Source organism: Trebonia kvetii, from assembly GCF_007827045.1.
GTDB lineage: Bacteria > Actinomycetota > Actinomycetes > Streptosporangiales > Streptosporangiaceae > Trebonia > Trebonia kvetii.
Map to the genome: position 1 here is coordinate 979493 of NZ_RPFW01000003.1, position 14037 is coordinate 993529.

Genomic DNA, 14037 nt, shown 5'->3' on the forward strand with positions numbered 1-14037 from the left:
GCTCGTGGCCGGGGGACTCGCCCTCGCCATGGCGCTCCCCGCAACCGCCGCCACGGCGACCCCGGGCGCGAAGAGCGCGCCGGCCGCGCAGAAAACCGCGGCACTCCCCAAGTCCGGCATCTGGACCGCGCTCAGCACCGGCATGACAACCGAGGCGCCCGCCCCCGCGCTCTGGGTCGCGCCGAACGGCGTCGGCTGGGACGTCTTCCCCCGCGAGATCTCGCCCAACGTCTGGACCTACGAGGCGACGCAGGTCGGCACCAGCGGCAAGGTCATCAAGGGCCCGGCCGACATCTTCGCCACCCACTGGGGTTCGCTTGAGTTCCCCGCCACGCTGCTCGGCGTCGGCGCCAAGCCGCTGCTTGTCTTCTCCGGCGCGCAGGGCAGCAGCGGCGTGTACAGCCTCGACTGCGTCTACGGCGCCCTGGGCAGCGGATCTGCGAAGTGGGCACTCGAGTCGTGGTCGCTGTCCGCCAGCTGCGTCAACCCGGTGGCGGCGGCCGCCGAGTCGAACGCGAACGCGAACGTGCTCGCCGCCGCCTGGCCTGGCGGCTTTCCCGGCGGCAACGGCGTCCTGTACCGGATCGGGCTGTCAACCATCATCCCCGCGGTGCCCGCTGACCAGCACATCGCGCTGAGCAAGGCCGACGCGGGCCAGGCCGCGACGGTCAACGACCAGGCGGGCAACCACCATTTCTACGTGGCCTGGACCCGGATCTTCTCCACCCCGGGCAGCGCGGACGGCATCTACGTCAAGGACGTCACGGCGAATGGCGTGATCCGCAAGGCACCGGGCAGCGGAACCGCGTCGTCGAGCACCGACTTCCCGGTGTTCGGCCGGCTCGCCTCCGTCAACAGGAACGGCAAGGGCGGCGGCGTCTACCTGGCCTACTGCGCCAACAAGTCGCCGTGCCCGCAACTCGAACTGTGGAAGGTAGGCGCGGCCAAGGCGTTGGCCGTGCCGTCGTCGGCCAACGCCCTGAACCCCACCCTGGCCCAGGGACCGGGCGGGCGCATCTGGGTGGCCTGGTCCAACAGGCAGTCGAACAGGGTGTTCGTCACCCGCACCAACAAGGCGGGAACCAGGTTCGGCGCGGTGCGCAGCTACGCCACGCCGTGCTTCGACGGCGGCCTGCTCGGCCTCGGCGGCAGCCCGCTCGCCAAGCTCGACATCGGCATGACGTGCGTGAACAACGCGCTCAAGCAGGAGCAGTACGTCACCCAGGTGCTCGCCGGCCTGAGCCTGTCCTTCCCCGGCACGGTGCACCTGGGCAGCAAGGGCGTGACGGTCAAGATCACGGTGACCGACGCCGGTGACCCGGTCGCGGGCGCCACCGTGAAGTTCGCGGGCAAGACGCTCAAGACCAACGCCAAGGGCCAGGTGTCGGTGACGCTGGCGAAATCCGCCAAGACCGGCGGCTACAAGATCTCGGTGACCGCGCCGAACTACGCCGCCGCCGGCGGCACAGTGTCCGTCAAGAAGTAAACGGGTGCGTAAAGAAGCAAGCAGTGCAGGCAGGAGCCGCGCGAGGACAACCCCGCGCGGCCCTCGCCTGACACAACGCCTAGTTCCTGCGGAACACGTCGCTGACCCAGTCCGCGATGTACGTGGACACGTACGGCAGGTTGTCGAGCCCGATGTGCTCCGCGCCGCCCTCTTCCTGCGTGAAGATCCGCAGCTCGCGCCGCGGGCTGGCGGTGGCCTGCTCGTAGGACTGGTGCGCGTAGGAAACCGGGATCTGCCTGTCGTTCGCGCCGTGGCAGATCAGGAACGGCACGGAAATCTGCGACACCACGCCGTCGAGGTGGATCTGGTCGGCGAACTTGATGAACGTGTCCAGGTCCGGCTGCCCCCACACCCACAGCACGTGCTCCCAGTAGTGCGGCACCGGGCGCTCGCCCTCCCGCTCGAGCCGCCGCCGCTGCACCGCGCCCCAGTTGTGGTTGGCGCCCCAGGCGACGACGAGCGCGAGCCGCTTCTCGAACGCGGCGGCGCGCGGCGCGTAGTACCCGCCGAGCGACCAGCCGGTCAGCCCGATGCGAGCCGGGTCGACGTCGGACCGGGTCAGCAGGTAGTCCACGCAGGCCGACGCCCACGCCTCGGTGTCCACCCGCGCGGGCAGCCCCTGCAGCCGCAGCGCCTCGCCCGATCCGGGGCAGTCCACCATCAGGCAGGAGATGCCGCGGGCGGCAAGCTCCGCCCAGTGTTCGCAGGAGTACATGTGCTCCTTGGTGGAGTCCAGCCCGTTCCACAGGATGATCACGGGGGCCGGCCCGGAGGCGGTGGCCGGCGCAGTGCTCGAGTGGGCGGGGCTGAAGTAGGCGGGCAGCGTGGTGCCCTCATACGGGATCGCCACCCGGGACACCAGCGGGTCCCGGTACTTGAACGACAGCGCCGCCAGTTCGAGCACCCGCCGGTAGACGGCGGAGCGGCCGGGTGCGGAGGCGCTCTGCATCCGTTCCGCCTGGCACAGGTAGTTGGTGGCGCGGAAGTACAGGTCGCCTGCGGTCTTAGTGTGGCCGGCCGCGAGCGCGGTCTCCGCCGCGCCGCACAGCTGGTCGGTGAGCGCCGTCCAGGCCGCGAGGAAGTCCCCGGTGCCCGCGTCCTCGCCGCGGGCGGCGGCGTCGCGGATCGGCCGGCAGGCCCGGTCCACCTCGTCGATGAGGCCGCCGCTGTTCAGCGTGGCGACCACCGACAGGTTCCACACGTAGTTGCCGGGAAAGTATTCAAACACCGTGGCTTCTCCAGTTCAGGCGGCTGGCGGTCTGTCGTACGGATCGGCGTCAGACCGGCGGCGCGGTGAACAGGCCGCGGTCGGGGTCGTTGAACGACTTCTGCGCGACGAACTCATTCATCTGGTTCGCGGTGCCCCACTGGTCGGCGACCTCCGGGTTGCTGAAGTCGTACAGGTGCGGGTGCCAGGTGTCCTCGTCGATCTGCTCGAGCTCGGTGGTGTACTCGACGGTGTTCCCGTGCGGGTCGAGGAAGTAGCTGAAGGTGTTGTTGCCGGCCAGGTGGCGGCCGGGTCCCCAGATCTTCTCTACGCCGGCGCGCAGCAGCCGGCCGGTGCCGCGCATGTACTCGTCGATGCCGCGCAGCTCGAACGAGGCGTGGTGCAGCGACGGGTGCGGGCCGCGGGCGAACGCGAGGCTGTGGTGCCAGGAGTTGATCCGCATGAACCACATCATCTCCCCCATGCGCGGGTGCATGAGGGTGTCGGTGAGCGCGAAGCCCAGGTGCCGCTCGTACCAGGCCCTGGTCTCCTCGGGGCTGGCGGAGTTGACGACCACGTGCGACAGCCGGACCGGGATGGACTCGCCTTCGGCGATCTTGCGGTGCGTGCGCACACCGACGCCCGAGCTGACCTCGATGGTGCGGCCCTCGTTGTCGAAGAACCGGAAGCCGTAGCCGCCGCCAGGCGTCTGCAGCGCGGCAGGCTCGCTGACGAGCCGGACGCCGTTGCCGGCCAGCCGGGCGGCGAGCGTGTCGACGTCGGCATCGCTCGCCGCGCCGAACGCGATCAGGTCGGTGCGCTTGTCGTCGGCCTGCCGCAGCCGGACGACGTAGTGCTCGGGCGAGCCCTCGGCGGCGAGGAAGGTCAGCCCGGTGTCGCTATGCTCGGCGGTCAGGCCCCAGGTCCCGGTGAAGAAGTCAAGCTGCTTCGCGTGGTCGGGCACCGCGAGGTCGATATGGCGCAGGTGGGTGATGAGCCGGTCTGTCACGGCGTTCGCTCCTTGGTGTGTCAGGCGGGCTGGCTGACCAGCGCGGCGATGCTGGCCATCAGGCCGGGCAGGTCACCCTGCACGTGGTCGAGCTGCCACTGGCCGAGCTGGCAGGACGCCTCGACGACGGTCTTGGCCCGGTCGAAGCGGCGCGCGGTGAACGCCGCCCACAGCGCGTCGTCCGGCGCGTCGTGCGACAGCAGCAGCTCGGTGAGCACGGCGGCGTCCTCCAGGGCCTGCGCTCCGCCCTGGGCGAGGGTGGGCGGGCAGGCGTGCGCGGCGTCGCCGATCAGCACGACCCGGCCGCGGTTCCACGGCGCGGGCACGACAAGCGACTCGAACAGCGTGTAGCTGATCACCGACGGGTCGGTCAGCGTCGCCCTGATGTCGTCCCATGGCCCGTGGTAGTGCTCGGCCAGTGCGCGCATCGCCGACAACCGTTCCGCAGGAGTGAGTGAGGAACGGTCCGTGGCGTCCTCCACCAGGTACGCGTAGAGCGTGTCCGCGCCGGTGGGGCAGTACCCGGCGATGTACGCGGGGCCGCCGTAATACAGGTCGGTCCGTGTGACGCTCGCGGGCCGCGGCCCGAACGCGCGGAAGATGCCCATGCCGGTGGGCCGGGGCTCGTCGGTGACGCCGATCATGCCCCTGGTGGCGGACCTGATCCCGTCCGCGCCGACGACCAGGTCATAGCGCCCGGCCGAGCCGTCGGAGAACGTCACGTCCACGCCGGACTCGTCCTGGGCGAGCGAGCGCACCGAGGTGCCGAACCTGAGCTTCGCGCCTGCCGCGACCGCGCGGTCCGCCATGATCCTGGCGAGGTCGGGCCGGGGCAGGCCGAGCGTGGCGGGCAGGTCGCCGCCGCCGGTGCGCGCGTCGGGGAACTCGGCGATCAGCGTGCCTGCCGGGTCGGGCGCGCGCAGCCCCAGGTCGTTGAACGGGTAGCCGGCCGCGAGTACCTCATCGAGCATGCCGAGGCGGCGCAGCTCGCGCAGGCCGTTGCCCTGCATGGTGATGCCCGAGCCGACGGTGGTGATCTCGGGCTTGACCTCGATCAGGTCGACGTCGGCGCCGGCGGCGGCGAGGCCGGTCGCGGTCGCGGTGCCTGCCAGGCCGGCCCCGGCGACAAGCACGTGTCTGACAGCGGGCATACGGGGTTACCTCCACGTCTTCGTGTGACCACAACTATGGACCGGCCAGCAGGATTTATGAAATCGATTATACAAATTGGTACCATTCACCGGCCGAATACCATCGCCGGTATAAACCTCGCTGCCTTAGTCCAGCCGCATAAGTCGGTAAAGTCTCACGCTTCGGCCGCGCACCGGACATCGATGACGGCGTGCCGCCCACCTAGGTACCCGGGTGTCGCATACTTTGTATGCCATGGCAGAGGACTGGATGCAGGACGCGACTAGAAGGGCGAAGGCGGCGCTTATCAGCACCACCGAGCCCAACGCGGCGCGCGTCGCTGACTTCCTGTACGGCGGCCAGAGCAACTTCGAGGCAGACCGCAAGGCGGCGCGGACCCTGGCCGCGGCCGCGCCGTCGATCGTGGACATCGCGCCCGCGGTCCGCGCCTTCCAGCGACGCGCCCTGACCTTCCTGGTCGCAGAGGCGGGAGTCACGCAGTTCCTCGACATCGGCTTCGGCCTGCCCCTGGTGGGCGCCACCCACAACGTCACGCAGTCACTGGCCCCCGAGTCCCGCATCGCGTACGTAGACAACGACCCCATGGTGCTGTCGCATGCCAGGGCACTGCTGAAGTCCGCGCCAGGCGGTGCCGTCGGCTATGTCGACGCGGACGTCCGCGATCCGGGCTCGATCATCGCGGGCGCGCAGCAGATCCTCGACTTCAGCCGTCCTGTCGCGGTCCTGCTGCTGTTCACCCTCGCCTACGTGCAGGACCCGGCGCAGGCCGCCATGGTGGTGTCCCTGCTCATGTCGTCCGTGCCGCCCGGCAGCTGTTTCGCCATGTACCACCTGACGAGCGACCTGGACCCGGCGCTCGCGGAGGCGGCGCGGCAGTGGAACAAGATGATGCCGCTGCAGCCCATCACCCTGCGCTCACGCGCGGAGGTAGCCGACCTGATGACCGGCCTCGAGACGGTTCCGCCGGGCGTCGCGCCGATCACTGAATGGCGCGCCGCTCCTGACGACCCGCATCTGGAGCACACCGTCCCCATCTACGCCGCGATCGCCCGCAAGCCCTGACTGGGCCTCCGGGTCAGGCCGCCGGCTTCGGGTCCTTCAGGTCGCTGCGAACCTCGTCGGCGAGTTCGTGAATCCGCTGCTCGGTCTGCATCAGTTCCGCCTCGGCCCGTGCGGTGCGCTGGGCGGCTCGCCGCTCTGCCCAGCTCGGTTTCCGCGCGTGGCGCGCATGCCGCGCACGCGACTTACGGAAAAGTCCCATGATCCCGTCCCTTTCCCGCCCGTCATCCGGCGGTGTCTCAGCAGCACTGGTACCCACGTCTGCCGCTTCCATGCCGGGTTCTCGCAGGTCGGACGGGACACGGATGCTCCCGCCCGGCGCTCGTTATTGTGGACCTGTGCGAGTGGCGACCTGGAATGTCAACTCGGTCAGGCAGCGGGTTCCCCGGCTGCTGCCGTGGCTGGACGAACGGCAGCCCGATGTGGTGTGCCTGCAGGAGATCAAGCTCACCGGGGAGGCGTTCGGCGACCTGCTCGGCGCGGATCTCGCGGACCGCGGCTACCAGTTCACCGCCCACGGCCAGTCGCAGTGGAACGGCGTTGCCATCCTGTCGCGGTCCGGCCTCGACGACATCCGGGCCGGCCTGCCCGATGAGCCGGGCTTCCCCGACGCCGAGGCACGGGCGGTCTCCGCGACCTGCGGCGGCGTCCGGGTGCATTCGGTCTACGTGCCGAACGGCCGGGTACCCGATTCCGATCACTACCGCTACAAGCTCGACTGGCTCGCCGCCCTGCGCGCGGCGGTCGCGACGGGCCCCCAGGCGGTGCTTGTCTGCGGCGACATGAACATCGCGCCCGCCGATGCGGATGTATTCGACCCGGCCGCCTACATCGGCCAGACGCACGTCACGCCGCCCGAGCGGGCCGCGCTCGCCGAACTTCAGGCGGCAGGCCTGCACGACGTGATGCGCGACCGGTGGCCTGACAGCCGGGTTTTCACCTATTGGGACTACCGGGCCGGCATGTTCCACCAGGACCTCGGCATGCGCATCGACCTGGTCCTGGCGAGCACCCCGGTGGCATCCCGCGTCCGCGCGGCCTGGGTGGACAGGAAGGCACGCAAGGGCACCGCGCCGAGCGACCACGCGCCGGTCATCGTCGACCTGGACGAGGCGCCCGACGGCGACATCGGCCCGGTCGTGCCGCCGCCCTCCGCCCCTCGCACCTCACGCGGCACCGCAAAGCTCCCCCAGTCCCGCCAGTAAACCCAGTACGCCCCGCCCCTCGATTGTCGGTCCTCACCCGGCAACGATGACCTGTGCCGTTCCGTTCATCAACGGCGAAAAATGCAACGATTGACGCCGCCAGTGAATCAATCGGTTTCCCCGGGAGTCGCACGGAAGCTCGCCGTTCACGACAGAATGTCGTCGCTGGAAACTTTTCTTATTGCGGATCAGACCGGATACTTGACGCGCATGGCCGATGAATGCCGAGCGCTGAGGACGGGATCGCGGCCGAGCCTGGGGGAGGGCTGTTGAGCGAGTATGTCCCGGACCGGCCGGGCGGATACGGGCCAGGCTCGGTGCTCGCCGGATACCGGCTGGAGAGCCAGGTCGGGGCCGGCGGAATGGCGGTCGTATTCCGCGCCAGGGATGAGCGGCTCGGCCGCCTGGTGGCGATCAAGATCCTTTCACCGGCGCTGGCGACCGACTCCGGATTCCGCAGGCGGTTCATCGCGGAATCGGTGGCCGCCGCCGCCGTGGACGACCCGCACATCATTCCGGTGTACGAGGCCGACGAGGCCGACGGCGTGCTTTTCATCGCGATGCGGTTCGTCCAGGGCGGCGACCTGCGGGATGTGCTGGCGCGTGAGGGGGGCAGACTGTCGCCGGCGCAGACGGCTGAGTTCATCTCACCAGTGGCCTCGGCGCTGGACGCCGCGCATGCCGCGGGCCTGGTGCACCGGGATGTCAAGCCGGGGAACGTCCTGGTGGACACCCGGCCAGGACGTCCCGATCACGTGTACCTGTCGGACTTCGGCGTGAGCAAGGGCGCGCGGTCGTCGGGAACGCTGACCGGAACGGGGCAGTTCCTCGGCACGCCGGATTACTCGGCGCCGGAGCAGATCGAGGGCGGCACGGTCGACGGGCGCACCGACCAGTACGCCCTGGCCTGCGTCGCCTTCCAGCTGCTGACCGGGGCGCTGCCGTTCCAGCGGGACACCGTTATGGCGGTCCTGATGGCGCACATGCGCAACCCCCCGCCCCCGGCCACCTCGCTGCGGGACGACCTTCCCGGCGCGGTCGATGACGTCATCGCCAAGGGGATGGCCAAGGATCCCGACGACCGGTACGCGTCCTGCGGCGACTTCGCCGACGCGCTGCGCGAGGCCCTCGGCCTGGTGACCTACCGCCCCGCCAGCCAGCAGACGAACCCGCCGCGTCCCGCGCCGGCGGCAGGCGCGCACGACGTGACCGCGCGCGCCGAGACGCCTGCCCCCGTTGCGGCCGGTCCCGATGCCTCCGCCGCGCGCGCCGCGACGGCTCGCGCGGCTGCGCAGTCGGCCGGGCAGCCGCCGGCCGCGTTCCGCAAGCCTGACGTGCCACCGGTGCCGTCGGCCGCGCCGTCCTCCGCGACGCCGCCGCCGGTCACGGCGCCGGCCGCGCCGTCTTCACCATCGCCGCCGCATGCAACGCCACCGCCTGCCACGCCGCCGGCGGCGACGGCGCCGGCCCGGCCCGCCGCGCGCGAGGCGATTCCCGCCACCGTGGCGGTTCCTCCGTCAGCCAGGGCGACCGAGACGGCGGGAGCCGGCGAGCCGTCGGCTCCGGCCCCGGGTTCCGCCGGCGGCCCGACTTCTCCTGGCTGGCCGTCCCCGGGCGGCGTCACCGTGCCGCCCGCCGCGGGCGCCGGCCGCCGTCGCCTCGTGACGATTGCCGCCGGCGCGGTGATCGTCGTGGCGGCGGGAGCCATTCCGTTCGCGCTGCTGCGCAACGGCCACCAGGGCAACCCGGGAAGCTCTGCGGGCGCCACGACCGCCGCCAGCTCAGCGACCCCGGCGAACTCCTCGACCCGGACCAGCCCGGCGATCGCGCAGAATTCCGGCGGCTCAGCAAGCTCGACGAACACAGCGAACTCAACGAGCACGGCGGGCGCCGCGAAGTACAGCCTCGCGGGCAAGAACCTGACGTCCGCCTATCCTGGCGCCTTCATATCGTCGCTTGCCTTCAGCCCTTCCGGTGCCGCGCTGGCGATAGCCGACCCGGGGCCGCGCGCGGGCGCGGGAACATGCCTGTGGCGCATCGCCGGGGCCAGCTGCACCACGTTCAAGATGAACGCGTACGCCGTCGCGTTCAACCACCAGGGCACCGTCCTCGCGACCAGCGGTGAGCTGGCCTTCAGCGGGCAGAGCCAGGCCACGGTCAGCGGCGTCACCCGCCTGTGGAACGCCGCAAGCGGGACGCAGCTCCGCATTGTCACCAACCCCGGCAGCAAGGGTGCGCTCTCCGTCGCGTTCAGTCCCGACGGCAAGACGCTGGCCGTCGGCGACCGCAACGGCAAGATCTACCTGTGGGACGCCGCCTCCGGCCAGGTGGTCGCGACTCTCACCGATCCGGTCAGCAAGGGCGTGAACTCCGTCGCGTTCAGTCCCGACGGCGCGGCGCTCGCCGCCGCCGACGCCAATGGCTTCAGCTATCTGTGGAATGTCGTCTCCAGGCAGGTGAAGGGCGTTCTCGCCGATCCGGTCAGCAAGGGCGCGGATTCCGTGGCGTTCAGTCCCGATGGCAAGACGCTGGCGGTCGGCGATCTCAACGGTCGCGGCTACCTGTGGGATGTCGCCTCTGGGCACCGTGCCGCCACCCTGGATGACCCCACCGCCACCGGCGCGCTCTCCGTGGCGTTCAGCCCCGATGGCGGCACGCTGGCCGTCGGCGACTTCAGCGGGGGCAGTCGCCTGTGGGACCTCACCACGAACAGGCTGATCGTCACCATTCAAGATCCGGGTGGCAAGGCCGTGGGCTCGGTCGCGTTCAGCCTTGACGGGGCGACCCTGGCGACCGGCGACGCGGGCGGCTCCGCCTTTCTCTGGCATGTGAGCCTGCGTTAATAGGCATTCGTATATCGATTATCAAGGGCAGGTCGGTTGATTATGTTCAAAAATGATCGGCTTGCTCCCACTTAACTCTTCCTTTACTATCGTCACAGTGCTTAATACGATCAGCGGCATCCGTGTCGCCGAGATCGAAAATGGTCGATCGGCCGCGGTTGACGTTCGTCATGCGGCTATGCCTATATGGCTTATTGGGGAATAGAGATTTCCAGGGCTCGGGGAAGGGATCTCGGTGAAATTTCGGCTTGCATTGCGGCGCGTGACGTTGTCGGTCGCCGTTCTTGCTGTGCTCGGCGGCATTCCCGCCGCCGCTTCTGCCGCATCCGCGGCGGCTGGCACCGGCTGGATCAGGATCGGTAACCTCTCGACGGGCAGTTCGCCCGTTGACGTGTACGTGTCGTCTGGTTCCACCGTCGCGATGGTGCAGCATGACGTCGCCTATCCGACCGTGCTGTCGTACCAGACCATGGACGCGGGCAGCTACAGCGTCGACATGCGGGCCGCGGGTTCTGCCGTGTCGAGCACGCCCCTGCTGTCCGGCACCGTCGCGGTCAAGGCCGGTCACGCGTACACGGTGACCTCGCTGCAGGGCAAGCTCAAGGTCCTTGACGATAGCCTGACCGCCCCGGCGGGCCAGTCGCTCGTCCAGGTCATCCAGGCCTCGGGCCAGTCGAAGGTGACCTTCCACTGCAGCTGCGCGGCCGGCGCGCCCGGCAACGTGACGAACGACGCGGCGCCCGGCTCGGTGAGCCCGTACGCCAAGATCCCGCCGGGTCAGTGGACCATGACCGCGACAGGACCTGACCAGAACGCGAGCCGTTTCGTCCCGCTCACGGCGAACACCGTGCACACTGAGGTCGTCGTCAGCACGTCGTCAGGCCTCGGCATCCTTGACCTGCTCAGCGCCGCGGGCGACCAGCCGACGCTTGGCGGTGTCGGCACCGGCTTCGGCGGCACCGCGCCGCACGGCCCAGGATCGCCGCTGCCGTGGCTGGCGGTCATCGGCGCCGGGCTCGTGCTCATCGCCGGCGGCCTGAGCCTGTCCCGCGGCCGGCTGCGCCGGCTGACCGCCAGGGGATAACGGACCTGGGATACCGGATGCGCGTCACGAGGCCGACCGCTGCGATCGCGATCGCGGCGGCCGGCTTCGCCATCGTCGCGGCGGGCACCACGGGCCTGCTGCTTACCAGGCAGGCTGCCCCCGCCATGCGGCCGCCGCCGCGCGGGGTGGCAACCGTCCCCGCCCCCGCGACCGCGGTTCCTGGCGTCGCGTCCGCGGCCCCCGTTGCCTCGGCAACGCCCCAGGCCGGGTCGGCGCGCTCCGCGTCGCCGGCCTCCCGCCGGGCGGGGTTCCAGACCGTGGCCCCGTCCGTGCTCGCGGACCCGGTTTCGCTGACCATCCCGCTGATCGGGGTGCGCACCTCGCTTGTCACGCTGGGCCGGGCGACCGACGGCTCGATGGAGGTGCCGGCGTCAACCACGGTGGCAGGCTGGTACACCGGCAGCGCGCTGCCCGGCGCCATCGGCCCCGCCGTCATCGTCGGCCACGTCGACTCGGTGTCAGGACCGGGCGTGTTCTTCCGCCTGTCCCAGCTCCGCCGCGGCGACCGCGTGTACGTCACGCGGGCCGACGGAACGACGGCGGTGTTCCGGGTGACGTCCGTGCGGACGTACGCGAAGGATGTCCTGCCAGTGAAGGCTGTGTACGGTGCGACGCCAGACCCGGAGGTCCGCCTGATCACCTGCGGCGGCGCGTTCGACGACGCCACCGGCCGCTACCTGAGCAACGTGGTCGTCGACGCCACCGAGGCAACCTGACCAGCCAGCGCCGCTAGCCCGATCGCGCCCGAGCCGCCCGCCGGGCGGTACGGTGGGCAACCGTGAGCGCCTTCCCATCTCCCGTCATCCATTCCGCACGCCTGGAACTACGCGAATACGAGCCCGACGACGCCGGGCTCGTGCTCGAGCTGCTCGGCGGCAGTGAGCCCGAGGCGCTGCCGCCCGGCGCGCCGTCAGACCCGGCCGAGGTGCCAGCCTGGCTCGCCGACGGCGCGAGCCGTGGCCGGCGCGAGGGGACAAGCCTGCACCTGATGATGCTCGACTCCGCGAATGACCGGATCGTCGGCTCGATCGGCCTGTTCCACGCCGACTGGGATGTCCGCTCGGTGGAGATCGGCTACGGAGTCCGCGGCGACGAACGCGGTAAGGGCTACGCGACCGAGGCACTCGCCGCGGTCGCCAGATGGGTGCTCACCGAGGGCGGCGTCCAGCGCGCCTGGCTGACCGCGAACACGGACAACGTAGCGTCGGTCCGGGTGGCGGAGAAGGCGGGCTTCCACCGCGAAGGAACCCTCCGCCGCACCGGCCTGGAAGACGACGGCCTGCACGACCAGGCCCTCTTCTCGCTGCTCGACGACGACCTCTGACCCGCCCGCCCGGTGCCCGGACGGTCCAAGGCTCCGGGCAGGTGGGTCCGGCCGGCGTAGACCGGCGGAGCCACGCACCCGTTCGGGATGAGGATTCTCGAAGTTTCCGCAGGGTAGCGCCGTGCGGGACCGCGCTCGCCGCGGCCAGCGCGCCGTCCCCCGATTGTCTCGCCCGTGCAACGTTCTTGTGAAACCGCCGCGGACCCCCTTGACGGAAATATGTAAGTAGGGTCAACTAACAAAAAACCTGGGCCGCCGCGTCGGACGGCCCGGCTCATTGCACAGAGAAGAGACCCCCTGATGGACAAGAAGTTCGCGAGGCGCATCTGCGGTGGCGCAGCGCTCGCCGCCGCAGCCACGCTGGCTCTGGCCGCGTGCAGCAGCGGCGGCTCGTCCGCCGGTGGTGGCGGCGGCACGACCACCCTCAAGCTCGTGGTCGCCGACTACGGCACCGGACCGAGCAACGCGAGTGCTAAGTACTGGGACGGAATCGTCTCCGCCTTCGAGAAGGCCCACTCCGACATCAAGGTGAACGTCACCTCGATCCCGTGGACCAACTTCGACCAGCAGGTCCAGACGATGGTCCAGAACAAGCAGTACCCGGACATCACCGAGGGCGACTACTACGCCAACTACGCCCAGGACGGACTGCTCTACTCCGCCTCCGACGTGCTCTCGGACCCAGGCAACCTGCTGCCGGCGTTCAAGGCGCAGGGCACCGTGAACGGCACCCAGTACGGCATGCCGTTCACCACCTCCAGCCGCACCCTGTTCTACAACAAGAAGCTGTTCACGCAGGCCGGCATCACGGCCGCCCCGCAGACCTGGGCCGACGTCGAGGCCGACGCGGCGAAGATCAAGGCCCTGGGCGACGTGGGCTTCGGCCTTCCGCTTGGCGCCGAGGAGGCGCAGGCCGAGTCGCTGCTGTGGATGCTCGGCAACGGCGGCGGTTACCAGACCGCCGGCAAGTACACCATCGACAGCCCGGCCAACATCGCGACCTTCACCTATCTCAAGGGCCTGGTGGCCGCCGGCGATACCGAGCCCAACCCGGGCACCGTCAACCGCACCGACCTGTGGCAGAAGTTCGCGCAGGGCACCGTGGGTATGATCAACGGCTCCCCGGCCCTCATCCCGATCATCGAGTCGGCCGGCGTCCTGAAGGACTCCGACTGGACCTCGGTCCCGATCGCCGGCAAGACCGGCCCGCTCACCGTCACCCTCGGAGTCTGCGACAACGTCGCCGCCTTCAAGGCGAACGGCCACCAGGCACAGATCAAGGAATTCCTCGACTTCGCCTACCAGGACAAGTACCAGCTGGCCTTCGACAAGGAGTACGACCTGCTCCCGGCGACGACCACCGCCACCAAGGCGCTGTCCACCGACGCGGTGTTCTCCCCGTTCCTTACCGCGCTGCCGAACTCGGTACAGTACCCGAGCGACACCGCGTGGGCCAACGAGAAGACCAAGATTCAGCAGACGATCGGCACCGCCGTCACCGGCGACCCGAAGACGGTGCTGACCCAGCTGGAGCAGTCGGCCACGGCCGCCAGCTAACCAGCTGAGCAACACCAGCATCAGCTAGCGATTCGCGTGTGGGGCCCGGCCTCCGGGCCCCACGCACCC

The 14037-nt window shown here is 70.1% G+C and carries 12 protein-coding genes; 8 read left to right on the forward strand and 4 right to left on the reverse strand.

Features of this window, described 5'->3' with window-relative positions; genetic code table 11:
- The first annotated feature begins 4 nt into the window (after positions 1-4).
- Positions 5-1486, forward strand: a complete 1482-nt coding sequence (locus EAS64_RS19305) for an Ig-like domain-containing protein (protein WP_145854534.1) — start codon at positions 5-7, stop codon at positions 1484-1486.
- Between the two features lie 79 nt (positions 1487-1565).
- Here EAS64_RS19305 and EAS64_RS19310 read toward each other — a convergent pair whose 3' ends face one another.
- The 3 genes from EAS64_RS19310 to EAS64_RS19320 are packed head-to-tail and all read right to left on the reverse strand — an operon-like array spanning position 1566 to position 4874.
- A complete protein-coding gene (locus tag EAS64_RS19310; protein ID WP_145854536.1) occupies positions 1566-2735 on the reverse strand; it encodes an alpha/beta hydrolase family protein in 1170 nt (389 codons plus the stop codon).
- Positions 2736-2784: 49 nt separating this feature from the next.
- Positions 2785-3723 carry a VOC family protein gene (locus EAS64_RS19315; protein ID WP_145854538.1) on the reverse strand — a complete coding sequence of 313 codons (939 nt, stop codon included), beginning with the start codon at positions 3721-3723 and terminating at the stop codon, positions 2785-2787.
- Positions 3724-3743: 20 nt separating this feature from the next.
- Positions 3744-4874 (reverse strand): FAD-dependent monooxygenase, encoded by a 1131-nt coding sequence (locus tag EAS64_RS19320; RefSeq protein WP_145854540.1) that lies wholly within the window; start codon positions 4872-4874, stop codon positions 3744-3746.
- Positions 4875-5109: 235 nt separating this feature from the next.
- On the opposite strand from EAS64_RS19320, the gene EAS64_RS19325 reads away from it, so the two are divergent.
- Positions 5110-5937 carry an SAM-dependent methyltransferase gene (locus EAS64_RS19325; protein WP_145854542.1) on the forward strand — a complete coding sequence of 276 codons (828 nt, stop codon included), beginning with the start codon at positions 5110-5112 and terminating at the stop codon, positions 5935-5937.
- A gap of 13 nt (positions 5938-5950) precedes the next feature.
- Here the strand turns inward: EAS64_RS19325 and EAS64_RS19330 are convergent, their stop codons facing one another.
- The gene (locus EAS64_RS19330) at positions 5951-6136 is read right to left on the reverse strand and encodes a hypothetical protein (protein WP_145854544.1); all 186 of its coding nucleotides are present in this window, start codon (positions 6134-6136) and stop codon (positions 5951-5953) included.
- 136 nt (positions 6137-6272) lie between these two features.
- On the opposite strand from EAS64_RS19330, the gene EAS64_RS19335 reads away from it, so the two are divergent.
- From EAS64_RS19335 to EAS64_RS19360, 6 genes are all read left to right on the forward strand, one after another.
- Positions 6273-7139: an exodeoxyribonuclease III gene (locus tag EAS64_RS19335; RefSeq protein ID WP_222849409.1), complete on the forward strand. Its 867-nt coding sequence runs from the start codon at positions 6273-6275 to the stop codon at positions 7137-7139.
- A gap of 269 nt (positions 7140-7408) precedes the next feature.
- The gene (locus tag EAS64_RS19340) at positions 7409-9982 is read left to right on the forward strand and encodes a WD40 repeat domain-containing serine/threonine protein kinase (RefSeq protein WP_187366017.1); all 2574 of its coding nucleotides are present in this window, start codon (positions 7409-7411) and stop codon (positions 9980-9982) included.
- 262 nt (positions 9983-10244) lie between these two features.
- Positions 10245-11066 (forward strand): DUF4397 domain-containing protein, encoded by an 822-nt coding sequence (locus EAS64_RS19345; RefSeq protein WP_187366018.1) that lies wholly within the window; start codon positions 10245-10247, stop codon positions 11064-11066.
- A gap of 17 nt (positions 11067-11083) precedes the next feature.
- On the forward strand, positions 11084-11803 hold the full coding sequence (locus EAS64_RS19350) for a class F sortase (RefSeq protein ID WP_145854549.1): 720 nt from the start codon (positions 11084-11086) through the stop codon (positions 11801-11803).
- Positions 11804-11865: 62 nt separating this feature from the next.
- Positions 11866-12411 carry a GNAT family N-acetyltransferase gene (locus EAS64_RS19355; RefSeq protein ID WP_145854551.1) on the forward strand — a complete coding sequence of 182 codons (546 nt, stop codon included), beginning with the start codon at positions 11866-11868 and terminating at the stop codon, positions 12409-12411.
- Between the two features lie 300 nt (positions 12412-12711).
- Positions 12712-13968 carry an extracellular solute-binding protein gene (locus EAS64_RS19360; RefSeq protein ID WP_145854553.1) on the forward strand — a complete coding sequence of 419 codons (1257 nt, stop codon included), beginning with the start codon at positions 12712-12714 and terminating at the stop codon, positions 13966-13968.
- Positions 13969-14037: the final 69 nt, after the last annotated feature.